The organism is Niastella caeni (genome assembly GCF_004834005.1).
In the GTDB taxonomy this organism is placed as follows: domain Bacteria; phylum Bacteroidota; class Bacteroidia; order Chitinophagales; family Chitinophagaceae; genus Niastella; species Niastella caeni.
Map to the genome: position 1 here is coordinate 592,461 of NZ_STFF01000004.1, position 19,203 is coordinate 611,663.

Genomic DNA, 19,203 nt, shown 5'->3' on the forward strand with positions numbered 1-19,203 from the left:
TTGTTTTTGGGTTACTGGCATTCCTGGCAAGGTTGTGTACCCACCGGTGGTTTTCGTTTATAGGAAGAGCGGTTCTCCTTGATGGTCATGATACCTCTTTCCGTTTCTTTTTTCACGCGCACCAGGTTGCCTTCATCGTCGTATTCATAGAAGGTGGCGAAATTGTTTTCATCCATTTCCGCCATTAACCGCAGCGTCTTGTCGTCGTACGCATACGTTTTCATATGCGCATCGAAGGGATGAATACGCAGGTCATCGAGGTGCGTACCACCTGCCGGGGTGATCGTTATATGGAATGGTCCGGTTTGGGTCATGCCGGTAAGGTCAATGGTACCTTCTACCTGTTTCCATTTTTCCACTACCGCTTTTTTCGTAAGGGTAATGCTTGAACCATTCACCTTGAGATCAATACCTGGCGAAGTACTTTGAGGATCCTCACTAAGCACCCAGGCGCTGAACACATACTTTTTATTGAATTCAGGCTCAAATCCCAGCGGGTAAATACCGGTTCCGGCCAGCGTATTGTATTCACCGCTGCCATTGGTGGTTAAATAGTCGCGTTTTGCTCCTGCTGCTGTTTCTTTTGTTTTGTTGTTGTGGACGATCGTAGAAAGCGACAATGTATTGCCTGCCAGGCTCAACGAATAATTACCCGAGTGTGCCTGTGCATTGGTGGTTTGTGCCGACAGGTTGCTATTTCCATTTATTTTGAAAAGCGGGTCGCAATACTCGCCCACATTAGCTTCCCTGCAATTCAGGCGAAAATCTTCAAAGCATTCAGCATAGATCTCCCGGTTCTTGGCATTGGAGGCCACGGCACCCGGCTGATCGCCCCTGAAGACAAAGGAAGCGGCGCTGTATCGGCCCAGGGCATCTTTGTTCTCCAGTTCCTCGCCATATTTGTCATATAATGTAATAGTATTGGCTGTTACCCACTGGTTTACCGTAGTGGTTGGCGCCCATGTAGAACCATTATAATTAAAGAACGATCTGAAAGATTCAAAATAACCTGCGTTCTTCACATTCAATCCCAGTGGTTCTGTATTGAACAGGTTATCGTATTTACGATTCACCTGGTATACCTTGCTTTCAGCAGGACGCCAGTTGCCTTTGAAGCCGGTGACATAGGGGTTAACTACTCTGTTGACTGGTATACTGCTGCCGGAAGAAAGCTCACAAATATCCGGTAGTGTTCCATTAGCCCTGGTAAATCGGGGTATGTTCGCTCCGCGGGCATCTCTGAAAACCTGCACATTGTTTTTTCCCAGTATATCCCTTCCTGTTGAAAAGATAATATGACTATCATCTACTGCCGTGCTTGCTATCAGTTCCTGATAGTTATGGTTATAGATCTCCATTGCAACAGCGGCATGCCCTACGTTGTTGGCAAATTCTACCCTTATCCTGTGATTTCCCGAAAAACGAAAATCGTAAGGTTTGACACGCCAATATGAATGGCTGGATGTTGCATCGTTAAGCTCTTGCCAAAGTACGCCATCGATATAGATCTTGATGTAATTATCTGACGCAAACCCGATGTAGTATGGTTTGCCTTCAGGAATATAAACACATTTTTCGAAGGCAATCCATTCACTGACATTAGCCGGTGGCCAATTGGTAACCGAATTATTACTACAAAGCCATAAACCGGCATTTATCAGCCTGCCGCAACAACCTGTATTGGGTGTGTAATTAGCCCGGAAGCAGGCATCTGGTTGAATAGGAAGGGCGGCTAATGTAGTGGCGGTGCGGGCCGATGTGTTTTCAGTAGTTGTTGAATCCTGAGGTGTTATCTCGCTGGAATCAATAGTTGCTTGCCTTGCCATTGTAGAACTGCTTGTGACGCCTCCCCAGAAAGTTGATCTTACTCTTACTCCTGAAGATGCCCCACTCGTTTGGTATATTAAGGCACCTTCATTACCATACCATTGGGAGTCGTTACCCCCCGCGCAGAGAGTAAAACAATATTGGGTATTTTCAATCAGCGGCGATATGCAGTTTTGTCCATCCTCGCTCAGCGTATACCCATCCGGGCAGGTTGGGCACGGAACCTTAACGCCCCAATCTTCATCAAACACCGTGGCCGATGCCGTTAGTACTTTCATGGCGGTGTGGTCGGCATCCTTCGAGAAAGAAACATATTTTACGCCATTCACACTGGCAATAGGATCGGTCAAACATACAATGCTGGTCGCCGGCGGTGTAAGCATGTTGCGATACCCTGAACGAAGTATTTTTACGGTTTGGTTAAAATTCGCAACAATATTACCGTTGCGGTTCACCATTCGTTTCACCTTATTGGTATTTCCATTCACCCCGCTTTCAATGATCCAGTAGGTAGTACCATTCGTAACATCTACCACCTCATCGCCCGGAGCCATGAAAGCTGCAAAGTTGGTGACACTACCATCGGCGCCGGTGCGGAAACCGGGGATCAGGGTACCAATATTTTTATAAGCTCCGCCCATATACGGATATAACCAATAAGCAGGAAAATTAACGGTGTATACCGGCCGGTCGAATTCGTTGTACGTTTTCGTTATCACTGTTTCACCAGTGAGCCCGTCGTAGGCAATATTCTCCGTTGCTATAGAAGAGCCATCTACCGTTTTCACTACTTTATCGAGAATGCCAAAATACTGGATCACTTTCATGGTACAGGCACTGCGGAAGAGCTTGTATTCATTATTTTCTTTATAGGGCCAGTGTGGTAAAAAGCCCGGTACACCAAAGAAAGGCAGCGGGAATACATCAACTCCTATTCCGATGAATTGTCCGGTTGATTTGGTTTCCTGCTCACGCATATCGGTGAACAACTCTATTTCCCGGCCAATGATCCGGTTCTCTTCTATCTCGCCTTTTTCATTTACCAGGTTCACTACATTCTTCAATTTGAGTTCCCCTGCATTCAGCTGTTCGGAATTATAGAAATATTCCGTTGAGGTAATTTCCTCATTCGTTTTATTGAAAACACGGGTAGCCTTAGGCTTACCATGCATATCATTCAATGTAATGGCATATCCCTGTGAGAAGGTAAGCTCATGCACACTGTTGGAGCCGATCATTGAATACCAGCCAGCTGGCCCGTGTTGGTTTACCTGGTTCGATAAAGCCTGGGTGATAACCGGGAACTCTTTGGCCGTATAAAACTCATTAACAACATAGCCGGTCTTTTGATCAGGGTCAGGATTGCCCGTAGCATCCAGGTCCTGTACTTTCACTAAGCTATAGCCAACGCTTGCACCTGGGAACAGGTTTTCGCCAAACGGCTCTTCAAGGTTAAAAAAGTTATTAAGGGCGCCTTTTATTTTTTGAACATATGGTATAGGTTGGCGCATAGGATTTTCATCACCGCCAACAGATGGTTCAAAGCTCGCTACTCCACTACTGATATCAACGCCCTTATCGTTTTTAGTTGTATAAGTATACTGCTGTCCGTAGGTAGCGGTGGCAGCACTGGTACCCGACATGGCAGACCATTCATCAGAGATCATGATCTTTTTCACGCGGCTACCGCCACCCAGTTTTTTGCCATCTGCTTTGGTTAAGCGCACAAAACTTTTCGACAGGTTTACGTTGTTGGCAAAGCTTTCATCTTTTGCGCGTTTGTAAAAGTTGCGGCGCAATTCGTCGAGGTTCCTGGCCGCGTTTAATATAGCCGACACCGCAGCCTTGATCGCTTTGCCTGCATCGCCGTCGAGTATCCGGTTCTTATAACCGGGATAGGCATAGCGCGGATACTCCATCCGCAACCGTTGCCAGGCCGCCTGGGAGATGGGGTTCATAGTGACACCACCATCATTTATATCTTCAAAGATGATATCAGCCTCGTCACTACTAACTTTTTGCACGCCTGTTACCCTGGCATAGCAGGGAACGAAATCGTAATACTTATCATTCAACACATCCCGTTTGGCATCGATGCCGCCGAGGTTCACAAATAGTTTTGTATACAGGTACTCAGATCCATTGTTGTAATCTTTTTTAAATTTGGCAAGGTCTAACGTAGCCGGCATACCACTTAATTTTACCCTTATGCCGTTTGCATCTTTTAGACTGGAGATTGTAGTGGTGGTTCCATTGCTGTTCTTTTTGATCAATGAAACAGGCTGTACCATCTCCATGGCCTGTTTATTCTGCACGTAAGCATAATCGTCGCTTTCATAGGTCACCTTGATCTCTCCGCCTGTTGGCAGTTTGATCTTCGACAACTGCCATAACCCCGCTGCTTCATCTGCTTCCGACTGGGTATTTGTAGTATAAGGGAACTCGTCATTGCGCAGAGCGAAGTTCCGGTTACTGTTCGACTGACGGCTTTTATAGGAGCCCCAGCGATCTGTTTGCAGGTTACCATACGTTACATTCTGTAGTGAATAACCATCACCGCCTTCTCCATTATAGGTGAATTCATACGGGTGCGCTTTGCCTTTGTCGCTATTGCCGTATTGGAAAAATACTTTCGTGAGGGTGAGTTTACCTTGCACCGGTTCCGGGGTGGAACCGAGCTCTTTAAAATTGGGGATGCCCGGGCACAGTTTATAGGCATAACAAAGCTTTACAACCTTTATAGGCCTGGTATTATCGGCTTTTGAATACAACCTGATCTCGCGCAGCACTTTTTGTCTTTTAGTATCATCCAGTTGTCCAGCCGGATCCAGTACGCCCAGCGCATCTTTTCTGTCCTCCGTAATAAAATAGGCGATCTGGGTCTTTGTTTCTATGGAATGGATATACCACAATTCTTTTTCACCATACACGAAACTGGCTTTGTCATCATCGGGATCGGCCAGTAATCCTTTCTGGATGGTTGCCTTGTTCTGGCCATAAGGCGATCGCCAGCCGAACTTATCGGTTGTGCGGGAATAGTTGAATTTAACGGCGGTGCCACGGTCATCAGGAGTGATGCCATCATTTTTCAGATCAACATAATCTGGTGATAAAATAGCCGACAGCAGCCAACTGGTTGCATAACCCGGTTGCGCATCTGAATGGTAATACTTATCCGTTTGCTGAGTCTGATCCTGAACCGGTTTACCGCCACTCATGGTTACATTGGTCAGGTTATTGGCTGCATCGTTACTGTATTTGGACGGATCACCAATGGCAAAGGAGTATTCTGTTTGTTTGGTATTGTATACCGGAATGCCGTATACGCTTCTTTTTCCGCCTTCATCCGTAACGGTGATCTCTGAAATATGGTTTGCTTTGCGGTAATCACCTACTCGTGGAAAAGGCTGTTGCAGAGTAAGTGGGTGACATGATGCAGGGTTAAACGGCGCATTACAATTATACGTGTTAGGGGCATAGTTTGTAATGCCTTTATCCAAACCTACCCTGCTTGCTTCCAGCGCTGTAAGATAGGTGATGGTAGTCCTTCTCTTCTGTTTATTATCTTTCTTAAGCGTAGAAACAGTTTGTGGCGTAGGATTACCTGGCAAACGGAACTTAGCATTTGCCGTTTTGTTAGTGATATTTACTGCAACCGGTTGAGTTCCCATTAACTTATCAACCATATCTTTATCTTCCTGGTTCTTCTCCCCTACCTGCTTAAAGAATACATGTTCTGCATTGGGGTTCAACAGGGATGGATCCTGGAAGTCGCCCTGTGCACTATAGTTATTGTCTCTTGCCCATCTTTGGGTTGTGTTCTTGAGCGATTGTTCATAGTAAGTAACACCACCATGGGCATAACCGCCAACACCAGCATCAAAGCCGAGTGTTTGCGTAGTGGATTCATCCTCCGCCTTGTTATCGAAAAATATACCGGAGCCACCGCGGTATAACCTGAACTGGCCACTGCCGCCCTGGCTGGTATACGAGAATATGTCGGGCGTTGCTATCGGCACAGCGAGGTTCGGTAATTCAGGCATGATGGCGCTTTCTTTTTCCCTGAGAAAGTCACCCATTGCATTGGATAACCTTTTCGCCCGCTCTGCATACAGGAATCCATAGCCCGGATTGCTTATCGTTCTTGATTTTACTTCGCGTACCGATTTATACCCGGTACCGCCACCGCCTCCAAAGATCAGCCACGCAGCCCCACCCACGTCAAAACTGAATGAGCCGTAATTTGACCGGTAAGGGATCTGTATTTTCGGTGTTATAGGATCGGTGTTATAAGAAATAGTAGCACCGCCCAATTCATAATTGGCGCTGCCATTCTTTACTTTGCCTGTACATTCATCCTGTTTCTGGCCTGCTACAGAAAAGGAAGCGCCCAGCGTCAATCCTTTCAAACCCCCACGGGTATTATAACCAATAGAGGCCGATATGCCGGGTGAAACGGTGTTGTTATCCGCCACCTTCATTTTATACGACAACGAAAGAGAGGGTGTTACATCTACCCCGCTTTGCGTGTTCGACATCAAACCAACGCCCATACCTGCGGTCATGGCGCCGCTTCCTGCAAATGAATAGGAGATACCAGCATTGGCGCCGAGTTCGGCTCCAATTCCCGTATAGTTATCACTAAAAACACCCAATGAAAAAGAACCATTCACGCCCAGGTTTTTCAACGCGCCCTTTCCTTTCAATTCAACTTTGGCTGTAAGCCGGCCGCCCACAGTAACTTTGGGTTTTGTATAATGCTCGGTAGTGAACATATCACCACTCATATCGTCGGGTATGCCACGCAGTTGACGGTTAATAGCTCCCACGTTCAGGCTCCAGCCCAGCCCTACCCAGCTTGCTTCATCATCTATACCTGAGCCGGCACTGTAATTGAGGTTCAACGGATAGCCATCCACATCCATCAATGGCAGGTTATAACTGAAGTTTCCGGTGAACAGGTCAACCATGTCGCTCACACCGGCCTGCTTGAACGAAGACGCTTCAGGTTGTGAAGGGCCCGATGTGAGCGCCAGCGCAGTTACCGGCAACAGGGTTTGAAGCCCGATGAGGGTTAACAAAAATGCAGCAATTGGTTTCTGGTACTTTAATCTATGCTTCATTTGCATTGAAGGGTTTCTATTTCGTCAATTTTTTTTCGGTCAAATACAAATACCTGTTTGGTATTGGTGAACAGGCGGTCGAAGAAAATTATTTTTAGGAGTGCGCCGTTTGTGAAATCTTTTTTCGCAAACACCAGCAGGTATTCAAATCTTTTCTGGCTTCCGGTAATTACCGGTTCTATTAATTCTGGAATAGCGAATGGTGGTGTTTCCGCAGTCGCAAACAAACTGTCGAGCCCGTAGAATAAGGCTGTCTTGTTGCCTGTTCCCTGCATTGGTTCTTCCGGACAACTTACCTGTAATTTGAAATAATAATATGCGGTATCCTTCTGCGCAGGTATCGTGTCATTGGGGTCTTCGCGTGTCAATACTTCAGCAGGAACATACGATAACTGCAGGGTGAATTTGTTCACCTCTCTTTCGGTCGCCAGCGCTTTGCGGTTTGCTTTGTATAAACTGGCAATTTTTTCCTTGCAGTTTTCACGGCATCCGGCAACCAACGATATCGCTACAAATAAGAACCAGGTAATTTTCATTCTGCGGATTTATACGTGAACCGTAATTTCTTTTCCAGGTTATTCGGCAGTCGAACTGTTAAAATATAATGGTAACCGTCAATGAAGGCCTCGTTATCACTGAGGTCAATGACGATATTATTATTGCCTCTTTTCAGTTTTACTTTTGGTAAATGTTTGAATGCCTGGTCGGGCTTGTTCAAACAAAACAGCGAGTATTGCAGGTTGGTTTCTTCATATGCATTGTATACTGCAAATTTTATTTTACCCTGGGCAATGTAGTAATTGCCTCTGGCGAGGTCTTCAATGTTCCTGTAACCATCTTCAGGTTCAACTTTAGGCGTGTCGTTACATTTTATAGAGAATTCCCAAATTTCAGAGCGGTTCAATATCATTCCTTCTTTATATACCGTAACCTGCCAGGTGTACGTTTTTCCTTCTTCCAGCTCTTTGGCTGAAGGCGGAAAGATCAACATCGGTGAAAGGATGTTCGACTGGTTGATCAATGGCAGGTTATACACCAATGCTTCGCTGGCTACCTGACCCGATCGCTTTTCGGCCAGTGTAAGCCGGTATTGAGAACCGGGAATGGCTGGTAAGGATGGCTGCCAGGTAAAAGTTGGCCGTTTGTCGCAGATCTTTTCCTTGTTGAAAGGTTCAATTAAAAATAGCGGGGTTAACGGTTCAACCAGGTAATCGAAGCACTGTTCTCCCAGCAACTCTCCCCTGCTTGTTTTATCCTGCCGGTATACCTGGAAACAATAATCGTAATCACCTTCCGGAAAAGTACCACTCTGGCGTAACAGGCGCGCGAGGTTGTTTTCTGCAAAACGGATGGAAGCGCCCGACACTGCATTCCTGTCAATATTGTTAATGCCCGGGAAAAGCGTAAAGGGAGCCGTAGTGATCATTACTACCCTGCCCGATTTTTTCTCGGTTACGGTAATGTCGATTGATACGGTTTTCGCATCGGGAAATACATTGGTGAACTTTGCCAACAGTAACCCATCGGTTGTGCGGCCCTGCAATTCCGGTACAAACTGGATCACGATCTGCGCATGGGCAACAGCAACAAAACAGGTGCAAAGAATTATTATAAATAGTTTTCTCATAATTCGCATCATTTGAACTGGTAATGAACAGACAGCTCGCCACGGAAACTGCCATACAGATAAGGATTAACCGGCGTGATCAGGTTCTTACGGCAATCGATGAAAAGGCCAAGCGTACAATTCTTCAATACGGTTGTGCTTACCGATTGCCTGATGCCTATCTGGCGGGCGGCAATGCTGTTGTTCAAATAGGTAACAGAAGAATTGAGCATGATAGACTTCAGTACCGGATACCCTGCACCTATTTCACCGGTAAGCAGGTCGCCCATTAATTCATGGTCGGCAAACTCCTTGTTATAGAACATATTCATCGAGATCACTTTGCTGCCCACGGGAACGCTGGTGACCCATTGCATTAACAACAGGTCGCTTTGCCCGCCCTGTTGTACCGCTATATTGTTGAACTGTTGCCAGCCCAGTGAAAACATAGTTCGTTGTGTGATGCCCTGTATGCGGCCCGAATACTGTGCATCGGCCGATACCTTACGGCTTACATACATTTTCTCTTTAGTATCTGCTTCTTTGCGCACCAACTGATACTGGTTTAATTTGGCGCCCAGTGAGAGTTTGCGGCTGAAGCGGTAACGGCCCTGCAGATCGACCTGCATATTGTTCAACCGCGATCCGCCATCGCCTGAATAGTTGTAACTGCGATTGGCAAAACGGCCCTGTACAAAACCGTTGCGGGTGACCTGCTTTCTTAATTGCAGATCATATTGCAGGGAGCCTTTGGCTGCCGAGGGATTGCCGGGGTTGGTATAACCAAATCCGGCATATGAGATATGGGCATTATGCGAGAGGCCCAGTTTCTCCCATTCGTCTGTATAGCGCACACCTACTGAAAGTGTTTGCAACAGATCGTCGGTATAGCTGAACACAGCGCTCTTATGCTGCATTACCTGGTCGGCATCGGGCGCCACGGTATTTTTATATTGAGTGGCAGACTTGGATATTTCCGCTTCTACCAATCCCGCTTTACGTACCTGGATGGTTTTTGAAATGGTTCCGGCCAGAATATTCCTTGGCAATGCCAGTTGGCTAAAATTGGCGCTATTAGGCGAAGTGGTATTGCTGTTGATCACGGTAAAGCGGGTGTTGTTCTTTCCTTCCTCCCCTTTTCCAAACTGAAGGAACTGCATGAACGATGCGGAGCTGAAGATCGAATTTTGCAAGCCCGCATCTTTTAAGAAGCCGCCGTCCTTCACCTGGCCCAAACCACCGCCGAAGGCATTTTTGTTTTTACTCATCATTAAGTCCAAACCGCCGCGCAGCAAGGTGTTTATCCCGCGTTCGCTGCCTTCTTTTCCAAATGTGCCGGCGTTAAGCGAGCCTACATTGGTGAAGAATTTCTGTAAGCCATTTAAGGGTAATAAATTGCCGGCTGCTTCTTTTATGACTTCCGGCTTTTGCATGTTCTCTATGGCTGTTGCATCCATTTTTTGTTGCATGCGCGTAACCTGGTTCACGTTGATGCCGCTGGCCGCCATCTTATTCTTGAGGCTGCTGATCTTACCAGACATTTGCTCCAGGGAAGCCAGGTAAGCAGACTGGCTTTTCATGCTTTGCAACAAAGAATCTTTTTGTTCTGCTGCCATGGTGGCGCCATGCTCGGTGAGCAATTGCTGTGATCCCTGCAGCCGCTCTTTCATAGCCTGCACTTCACTCGATGACATCAATTTTTGCTGGATCTGGTCGTTGTCCAGGTTCAGCAATTCATCATTCGATAGTTTTGATCTCAGCAATGCGTTCGGGTCGGTGATCACATCGTTGGAGATACTTTGTACCTGTTGCGACAATTCGCTTTGAAAATGGTTCTTTACATACGAAAGCATGTCCATATCGGCCAGCAGGTATTTCTTCATATTGTAATATTTGCCCAGCTTTTGCGACAGTCCCTGTTGAAAGCCATCTTTATCAAAAGTGACTTTCATAAGATTGTTGTATTGCAGTGGAACATATTCGTTAGAGAGGTTGGAAAAACCTACCTGGAAAGGGATATCCATTATCTGAACCTGGTCGTTTACCGATAATTGATGCATCCATGGCGAAGGCGCCAATGACGTATTATCGCGTGCGATGTTGTATTCAACCCCACTGAATTGATTGGTGACAAGCTTATCAAAAGAGGGGATATTAAACGATTCCTTACCATTGACAGAATAAAAGCCTCTTAGTTTCCCGCTAATAAAATTTTTCAGGGATCCCGAGTCGCCTGCCATGGAAAAGTTCTTAACTATTTTCTTTACCCGGTCTACGCCAAAATTGCTTTTTACATAATAAAGGAATTCACCCATGGCCGTATCCTTTATTCCTGAAAAGGCAGTTTCTTTTATTCTGGATGTAAATAAGGTATCGAAACGGGAACGGTTGACCGCAACCCCTTGCGGAAATAATTTCCGTTTGTTTACCGAATCAACGAGGTTACTATACATACCTTTTTTTATAAAAGCATGTATTCCCTTGCCATCAGCAGCGGACGGCAGGGTGTCTCGTGTTGTTAAATGTTGATTACCTGCATCCTGGGCATTCAGTGCGGTTGCAAACGATAGCAACAGGAAGGCCAGTAATGCTGATCGGCGTTTACCCGGCAGGAATAATATGTTTTTATCAGGCATAAGAATTCTTTATAGCCAATGAGGCATTGGCATAACAGCTAAAAATGAAAATGATGATTTTCGTAGCCTTATGAGAAACAAAACACGCAGATGTAATACTGCTAAGCGTAACCGGGTAACAATCCGTGATTGCGGACTTTATAAATGAAATGCTTACTGCGAGGAGATGGGAATGGACAAGTATTTCTCATGGTCAAGGTTTGGGTTACAGTTTTGTTGTGTGAACAGGTTACTCAACCTGTTTGCTTTACAAAATAATGGGCATTCCTGTTAACCAACAAGAGGTATTTGATATTCGCGAATATTTGGCAATAAGTGTGTAGATTTTGAGGTTTTTCGTGTAAACGGACATCGCATTTTATGCAAAAACCGATAGATCGGTTATCTCCACTCCCAATCCCGGTTTATCACTACAGATTATCTGTCCATGATTATACTGCAAACCGGTAGCAATGTCTTCGGCCAGTAACAAAGGTCCATCCACATCAACGTAATCGAGCAGGGGCGATAAATGAGCAATGGCCGCAGAGCCTATGGTGCTTTCGTTCATACAGCCTACCATCACCTGCAGATCGAGTGAACGGGCCTGGGTTATCATGCGGCGGGCCGGTGTAATGCCACTGCATTTCGTGAGCTTGATATTTATGCCATGAAAATGTCCGTGGCATTTTGCTACATCTGCTTCGGTTACGCAGCTTTCATCGGCTATTAATGGCAGGGGCGATTCATTGTATAACCGTTTCATACCTTCCCAATCGTCTTTTGCGAGGGGTTGTTCTACGAATTCAACGCCGAGGTCTTTCAATACCGGCAGTTTGGCCAGGGCTTCATCAACCGTCCAGGCTGCATTGGCATCAACGCGTAAAATAGCATCGGTATGTTTGCGCAATGCCGTTACTATCTCTATATCCTGGTCGGTACCTAATTTGATCTTGTAAACGGGCCAGGGTTTCTCCTTCATTTTGGCCACCATTTTATCAACAGTGTCAATCCCAATGGTGTAATCTGTTGCAGGCGCCGTTTCAATATCCAGGTCCCACAGTTTATACAATGGCTGCTGCCTGATCTTTCCGTACAGGTCCCAGGCGGCGATATCCAATGCGCAAACGAGGAAATTATTTTGTGAGTATAAGTGATGCAGGTAATGCCAGTAGCGTTCCGGATCGGTGAATGCAAATTTTTCAACAAATAACTTTTTCTGTTCCAGGTCGGCCACCATCTTTTCAACCGGAATATTATAATAGGTGATCGCCGGCGCTTCTCCATAACCAACTATTCCGCGATTTTCCAACTGTACAACTAATGATGGCTGATGGGTCTTGGTTCCTTTTGAAATGGTAAAAGGGTATTTGAAAGGAAGGTTGATTGTTGTATAAGCTACTTTCATTGGGAATTATAATCGTCAATTGTGAATAAGCTAGTAGTAAGTGGATAGTGGCTAGTGGGAATACAAGTTACATGCTAGATCCGAAATACAACTTGTGCCTTCCTTACCCGCCTCTTCCATTCGATTTTTCCTTACTTTTTTATTTCTTATTTTTAATTCTTCATTATTCATTTCTTTCTTCCCTACTCGCTATTTACTACTTGCCACTCGCTTTGCATTATCTTCCCGCGTCTCTAATGTATTCCTCCAATTCACTATTGAACTCTTTTTCTTTGAGCAATTGTTCCAGCGTTAAATGCATTCTGTATCGCCAGTAATGTTTGGGTATGGCCGGTACATTAATGCGTTCTTCCTGCGGATTGGCCCTTCTTAAAGGTTCATCCATACCCAACAAGTCCTGCAACTGAAAGGTTGCCCACATAGCGGGCGATTGCAAATGCTGTATCACAATGGCTTTATTGATCCAGGCTTCACAGGTTGGCGGCGCTTCGCCCCATTGTCCGAGTATATTGTTATAGAACCGTTGCGTTTTTGCGCGGTCTTCTTCCCACCAGCCGCGAATGGTGCTCATATCGTGCGTTGAGGGCGTTACCACCGACAAATACGGCGCCTGTGCCGGATGAAAGAACTCGTAATGGATGTCTTTAGGCATCCGCTGAATTTCCAAACTCACAATGCCCAGTTGTTTCATCACAACTGGTACGCAATGAGGCACCATGCCCAGGTCTTCCCCGCAGATCAACATGTTGGTCGATCGCTTCAGGGCCGGCAATTTACGCAACCCTTCCTGCATCCAGAAATGTTCCTGGCGTTGATAAAAATAATTTATATAAAGATCTTTTAATTTTTCCTGCAGGTAGCCTTCCAAATGCCGGAACGAAGTAGTGCTTTCTATGCCAATCCTGAAATGGAACTCACTCCCCTGTGATCCCGGTTGTTCAAATAAAATTACATTGGAGATCAGATCATACAACCCTTGCCGTAAGTGCTGATTTTCCTCGCTATGCTCCAATGCATCAAAATGCGCTTCTACCTGTCGTTGGGTGGCAAATTCCGGCTTTAACGTGTACTGGTTTCCAAAAGCATCCAGATAGGGTTTGAACTTTTCTTTATTCGGGCCGAAGAGGTCCCACAATACGCCGTCATTAATAAACGGCTGGCAGTACCTCACCGGGTTGAACCATATGCCGCGTTGTTCAAATTCTGTAACGTGCACGGGCAATGCATGTACAAAACGGCCCATGATGCCTTCTACGGCGTGCATGGGAATACTCCAGATGCGAAAGAAACCCAGGATATGATCAATGCGAAAGGCATCGAAATAATTGCTCATTTGTATAAACCGCTGGTGCCACCACTCATAACCATCGGCTGCCATGCGGTCCCAGTTATACGTAGGGAAACCCCAGTTCTGCCCGCGTACGGCAAAATCATCTGGCGGGGCGCCGGCCTGCATTTCCATGTGATACAATTCCGGTTCAACCCAGGCATCGCTGCCATAACGGTATACCCCAATGGCAATGTCGCCCTTTAAAATAACACCATTTTTATGTGCGTAGTCTGCAGCATCCCGTAGTTGCAGATGCAAATGATATTGTGTAAAGTAATGAATGGCTACCTGGTCGTACTGTTTGCTTTTTGGGGAAGCCAGTTTTTGTATGGCTTCCTGATCGTAAATGCTGTTCGACTTCCATTGGTTAAAATCGGCTGTGCCATACCGGTCGCGCAGGCTACAGAAAACTGCATATGGAACCAGCCAGTGTTTATTTTTCTCATAGAAATCCTGGTAGTCTGCATCTTTTGCCCACTCTTCTTTTTGCACCATGTACAACTCTTTAATGGCGGCTAGTTTTACATGCATCACGGCCTCATAATCCAGGTCGGGCAACTCATTCAGCTGTGCCTGCTTTTTCTTCAGTGGTTTTATGAGGTCGGCAAATTCTTTACCGGCTACTTTGCTTATGTTCAGGTACAGCGGATGCAGGGCAAATGCTGAAATGGCAGAATAGGGATATGAATCGAGCCAGGTATGTGTGGCCGTGGTATCATTCACTGGCAATATCTGGATCATTTTCATGCCGGTCTTTACGGCCCAGTCGACCAGCAATTTCAGATCGGTGAATTCGCCGGTGCCAAAAGAGTTTTTGCTTCGTAAACTGAAAACGGGAAGCACTACGCCGGCGCCCTTCCAGGTAGTATTGGGCAAATGCACAAAACCATCGTGTAAGATCGTAAGCGTATTTACCAGGGCGTCGCCATGTAACCAGCGATTGGGGCCTTCTTCAAACCGAACAAAGGTCTTGTTTTTGGTATTGTAGATCCCGTATTTGTATTGAATGGGAAACGATTCTTTGGGTATTTGCAATTTTACCGTCCACCAGTTGGCTTCGCGGTTCAATAATACCGGAGCTGTTTCATCCCAGTCGGCCAGCGCTTTGGTACTGCCGAGCGCGCATATTACTTCATTCTTTTTAAGCAGCGGCGCTTTTACTTTTATATAGTGCGTGGCATGTTTAACCGCTTTTGCTTTGGTGCGGGTCTCCTGCTCTTTGAGCAGTATTTCCTGAAAGGGATCGGTGTAGAATACGTTTTCAAATTCAGCGGGGTTGCTCCAGGTATCCAATACCCGTATTTCCTGCATGGGATTTTTGGTAATGTCGATGGATTTATTGTCGTTCCACTCCTGCGTCAACTGCCCATCAATGCCTTTATAAATATAGCTGTATTGAATAGTATCGGTTTGCGGGTTATGAATGATTACCGTCCCCATCCACAGATCGTTACTGTGCCAGGTTAAAGGAACGGCCCGGTCAATATTATAATTTCCCAGCTCGTCGGTATTGCCGGTAACGGACAAAGATTCTCCGGGCCTGGTATAAAATCGTATATAGAAATGGATCGTCATAATGCTGTTTTTTATCACTTTCCGGCTTTTCTCAGGAGAGAAGCGGATAAAGTGTTCATGCTCAAAGCAAAATTATTGCAAGCAATCTTAAATAAATAATTGGGCCTTAATGGTTCGGGAAACTCCAGGACAGTTTTGCAGGCCAAAACCGGGAAGGATTCGAGGTTTGAAAGATAGTAAAAAATACACACCCATTTTCTATTGGGTTCAGAACTTTCGCCCTATTTTTGCCCAAAATTTTTACTGTATGGCTAATGGCGCATCTAAATTTTTATACTGGATCCTGTTTTTAGCATCTACCGCTGCGTTTCTTTTTGCTATTGCTACCCATTGGGAATATCTGACCCTGATCCTGCCTTTTGTTTGTACGTTTTTTGTAAAGGCGATGGATATCATTTAGTCGTGAAACGGCAGACGGCAAACGTGAAATGATCGCCGCAAGCTGTAATTTTCCATTATTTATTCGAATTTCACTTTACTGCAGTTTATTATAAAAAGAATGCCTCCGCCAACTGGCGGAGGCATTCTTTTTATAATTTGTTTACATTATTTGGTGGCTGGAAATTTTAAGGGGTGCTAAACTTTCGGACCCCTTTGCCGATTCACGATTTTCGACCTCATTGTCGCGAGAAGACCTGCGATTCGGGCTTTTCAATAAAAATGGTCTGTTTTAATTTTACCGAAACGGTTTGTTCGTGTTTTATTGCCGGCGTCCATTGTGGCATATTCTCAAACGCTTCAATCAGGCGGTCGTTCAGTTCATCATTCCCGCCCTTAATCACGTTCGCGTAGATCACTTTCCCTTCTTTATTGATGACAAATTCCACCATGGCAAAGGTTTTTGCCTGATCATTCAGCAGATAAGGCACCATTTCTTTGCTCAGTTTATCAATAAATGCCTGGAATTTCTCGTTTCCACCCGGAAAGACCGGTAAGCGCTCTACCACATTTGAAATTTCAGCCTGGTTATATGTTTTCAGCGGACGGCGTTCTTTCTTCACCACCACTGCTTCTTTTTCCTTAGGTATAATTCCATCTACCACATAATCGCCCTTCTTCGAAACCATGATCACCGGCAGTTTTTTTGTTTTTTCAAAGTAGGTGTAGGCATGTTTCAACTCATCTGCCAGGAAACTGTACTCTGGAAAATCTTTTACATACTTTTTCAGGTATTCACTGCTGCGGGGATTGTCGAAACGAATGGGGAAAATATGCACCGGAATGAAATCCTGTCCCTCACTTTTCGCATGTGCCGCCAGAATATATAATTCTTCAATCTGTTCGTTGTTCACCGGAATGCAACCAGTGGTAACACAACTGCCATGGATATAAATATCACCGCCGGGCATCAGGGAATCGCTAAGGATTTTGTCTGATGCATTGGGATAATTTAACCCAAGCGACAAGTGGTAATTGCTTTTGGGATTGAATTCATTGATATAATAAAAGCCTTCGGGAACCTGGTAATCGCCCTGCATACGTTTAGGCCCTAATGAACCGGCCATAGCGCATACCCGGTACGTTTTAAACAGGGAAAACTTTTCATTGGCCTCCTGTTTTACCCACACTTCAATCTGGCTGTCATATTTAAAAGAACGTATATAAATGTAGCGGGCCGGCCAGGATAATCTCTTATCTGCAAACTGCTTCATCAACGTATCTTCCTTATGCCTCAGTGCATCATTGATGCGCGGGAAAGATCTTTGGTAATCGATAAAATTAATACTGGTAGCAACGGTTTGCGCTGTTGCTGTTTTTACAAGACATAAAGCCCCCAGTAATAGTATATACGCGTATCTCATGTAAGGTTACTAGGATTAGAACGAAAATAGGTTATGATTATTTACTGTACTATAGTCAATCGGTGTTAAAATTAATACAAACAAAGGACCAAAAAGCATTTTAGCTTATTCACATTGTGGAAAATACACAAGTCCTTGTATGCCACCTAAGAAGGGCTGTAATGAGTTGACTTATTGATAAATTACAGTTTAGCATTGATCATAATTCATACTCAGGGGGTTCAATAATAGATAATGATAAATGTTCATGCGAAATTCAGCTATAAGCTTTAAGCCATAAGCAATACAGATTTTAGTTTTTTTGCATTTCTGCTTACAACTTAAAGCTTACGGTTGCTCCCAAAAGACGAAAGTCCGGACTGCAGCTATTTGTTACCCTAGCTTCGTCCAGACTTTCAGGATGGCAGATTCTCTCAACTATAATTATAAGTTTCCTCTCAGTTCCTGTTCGCGTTCAATGGCTTCGAAGAGGGCTTTAAAATTGCCTTTTCCGAAGCTTTTGGCGCCTTTGCGTTGAATTATTTCGAAAAATAAGGTGGGGCGGTCTTCCACCGGGCGGGTAAATATCTGTAGCAGGTACCCTTCATCATCGCGATCGACCAGGATGCCCAGCTCTTTCAATGGCTCCAGGTCTTCATCAATATGCCCTACCCTGTCGAGCAGATCATCGTAATAAGTGGTGGGTACTTTCAGGAATTCCACGCCACGGTCGCGCAAGGTGGTAACTGTTTCAACAATGTTGTTGGTGGCCAGGGCTACGTGCTGACATCCTTCGCCATCATAAAACTCGAGGTACTCTTCAACCTGTGATTTCTTTTTGCCTTCTGCGGGCTCATTGATCGGGAATTTTACAAAGCCATTGCCGTTGCTCATTACCTTACTCATCAGGGCTGAATATTCGGTAGAAATGTCATTGTCGTCAAAGCTCAGGATGTTGCGGAAGCCCAGCACTTCTTCATAAAACCCTACCCATTTGTTCATCTGGTTCCAGCCTACATTACCTACGCAATGGTCAACATATTGTAACCCCGTTGAAGTTGGATTATAAACCGTTTTCCACTCTGCAAAACCAGGCATAAAAGCGCCCTGGTAATTTTTTCTTTCTACAAAAACATGCACCGTTTCACCATAGGTATAAATGCCGCTTAAAACTACTTCGCCATGATCATCTTTCAGGCGGGTAGGTTCCATATAGCTTTTACCGCCGCGTTTGGTGGTTTCTTCCCAGGCTTTGGTTGCGTCATTTACCCGCAGGGCCAATACTTTCACCCCGTCGCCATGTTTGTAAATATGATCGGCAATGGCATTACCGGCGCGCAATGGCGTAGTTAATACAAACGTGAGTTTATTTTGCCTGATGGCATAGCTGGCGCGATCTTTCACACCTGTTTCCGGACCAGCGTAGGCCAATGATTGAAAGCCAAAAGCAGTTTTATAAAAATGGGCAGCCTGTTTAGCGTTGCCTACATAAAATTCCACGTAATCGGTGCCTTCGAGCGGTAAAAAATCGGTTTGAGTTCCAGGCGCAGACGCCATCAATGTCTTTGACATACTATTTAGTTTAAATGGTATTAAAGCAATAATGCAAGCAATGCAATTGATCTCAATTGCAGCAGGGAATAGAATGTAAGTGTGGGGGTCCTTCGAATTCGCTCAGGATCACGAATGGCTGTCCATGGCCAATGCTACCATCAGCAGGCAGTAGCCCATGCGTTTGTCGCTAAAAATCTTATGCGGGTAATCTGGTTGCATACTTCGACTGCGCTCAGTACCGACTGCGCTCAGTACCGACTGCGCTCAGTACCGACTGCGCTCAGTACCGACTGCGCTCAGTACCGACTGCGCTCAGTACCGACTGCGCTCAGTACCGACTGCGCTCAGTACCGACTGCGCTCAGTACCGACTGCGCTCAGTACC

9 protein-coding genes are annotated in these 19,203 nt (G+C 45.4%); 1 reads left to right on the forward strand and 8 read right to left on the reverse strand.

Going from position 1 to position 19,203, the window contains the following annotated elements:
• Positions 1–11: 11 nt before the first annotated feature.
• From FAM09_RS17260 to FAM09_RS17285, 6 genes are all read right to left on the reverse strand, one after another.
• Entirely contained in the window at positions 12–6,950 is a 6,939-nt protein-coding gene (locus tag FAM09_RS17260; RefSeq protein WP_136578374.1) for a hypothetical protein, read from the reverse strand.
• Positions 6,947–7,486, reverse strand: a complete 540-nt coding sequence (locus tag FAM09_RS17265; protein WP_136578375.1) for a hypothetical protein — start codon at positions 7,484–7,486, stop codon at positions 6,947–6,949. Before FAM09_RS17265 ends, FAM09_RS17260 begins: the two co-directional genes overlap by 4 nt.
• Entirely contained in the window at positions 7,483–8,577 is a 1,095-nt protein-coding gene (locus FAM09_RS17270; protein ID WP_166437188.1) for a DUF928 domain-containing protein, read from the reverse strand. The genes FAM09_RS17265 and FAM09_RS17270 overlap by 4 nt, the downstream gene beginning before the upstream one ends.
• Positions 8,578–8,585: 8 nt before the next feature.
• Complete coding sequence (locus FAM09_RS17275; protein ID WP_136578377.1) at positions 8,586–11,192, reverse strand: hypothetical protein; 2,607 nt, start codon at positions 11,190–11,192, stop codon at positions 8,586–8,588.
• A gap of 358 nt (positions 11,193–11,550) precedes the next feature.
• Entirely contained in the window at positions 11,551–12,579 is a 1,029-nt protein-coding gene (locus tag FAM09_RS17280) for a mandelate racemase/muconate lactonizing enzyme family protein (protein WP_136578378.1), read from the reverse strand.
• A 217-nt stretch (positions 12,580–12,796) separates the two neighbouring features.
• Positions 12,797–15,484 carry a 4-alpha-glucanotransferase gene (locus FAM09_RS17285; RefSeq protein WP_136578379.1) on the reverse strand — a complete coding sequence of 896 codons (2,688 nt, stop codon included), beginning with the start codon at positions 15,482–15,484 and terminating at the stop codon, positions 12,797–12,799.
• Positions 15,485–15,731: 247 nt separating this feature from the next.
• On the opposite strand from FAM09_RS17285, the gene FAM09_RS30920 reads away from it, so the two are divergent.
• On the forward strand, positions 15,732–15,884 hold the full coding sequence (locus tag FAM09_RS30920) for a hypothetical protein (protein ID WP_166437189.1): 153 nt from the start codon (positions 15,732–15,734) through the stop codon (positions 15,882–15,884).
• Positions 15,885–16,101: 217 nt separating this feature from the next.
• Here the strand turns inward: FAM09_RS30920 and FAM09_RS17290 are convergent, their stop codons facing one another.
• Together FAM09_RS17290 and hppD are read right to left on the reverse strand one after the other, a co-directional pair.
• Positions 16,102–17,286 (reverse strand): L,D-transpeptidase family protein, encoded by a 1,185-nt coding sequence (locus tag FAM09_RS17290; RefSeq protein WP_136578380.1) that lies wholly within the window; start codon positions 17,284–17,286, stop codon positions 16,102–16,104.
• A gap of 423 nt (positions 17,287–17,709) precedes the next feature.
• Positions 17,710–18,837, reverse strand: coding sequence for a 4-hydroxyphenylpyruvate dioxygenase (gene hppD / locus FAM09_RS17295; protein WP_208025590.1), 1,128 nt, complete (start codon positions 18,835–18,837; stop codon positions 17,710–17,712).
• Positions 18,838–19,203: the final 366 nt, after the last annotated feature.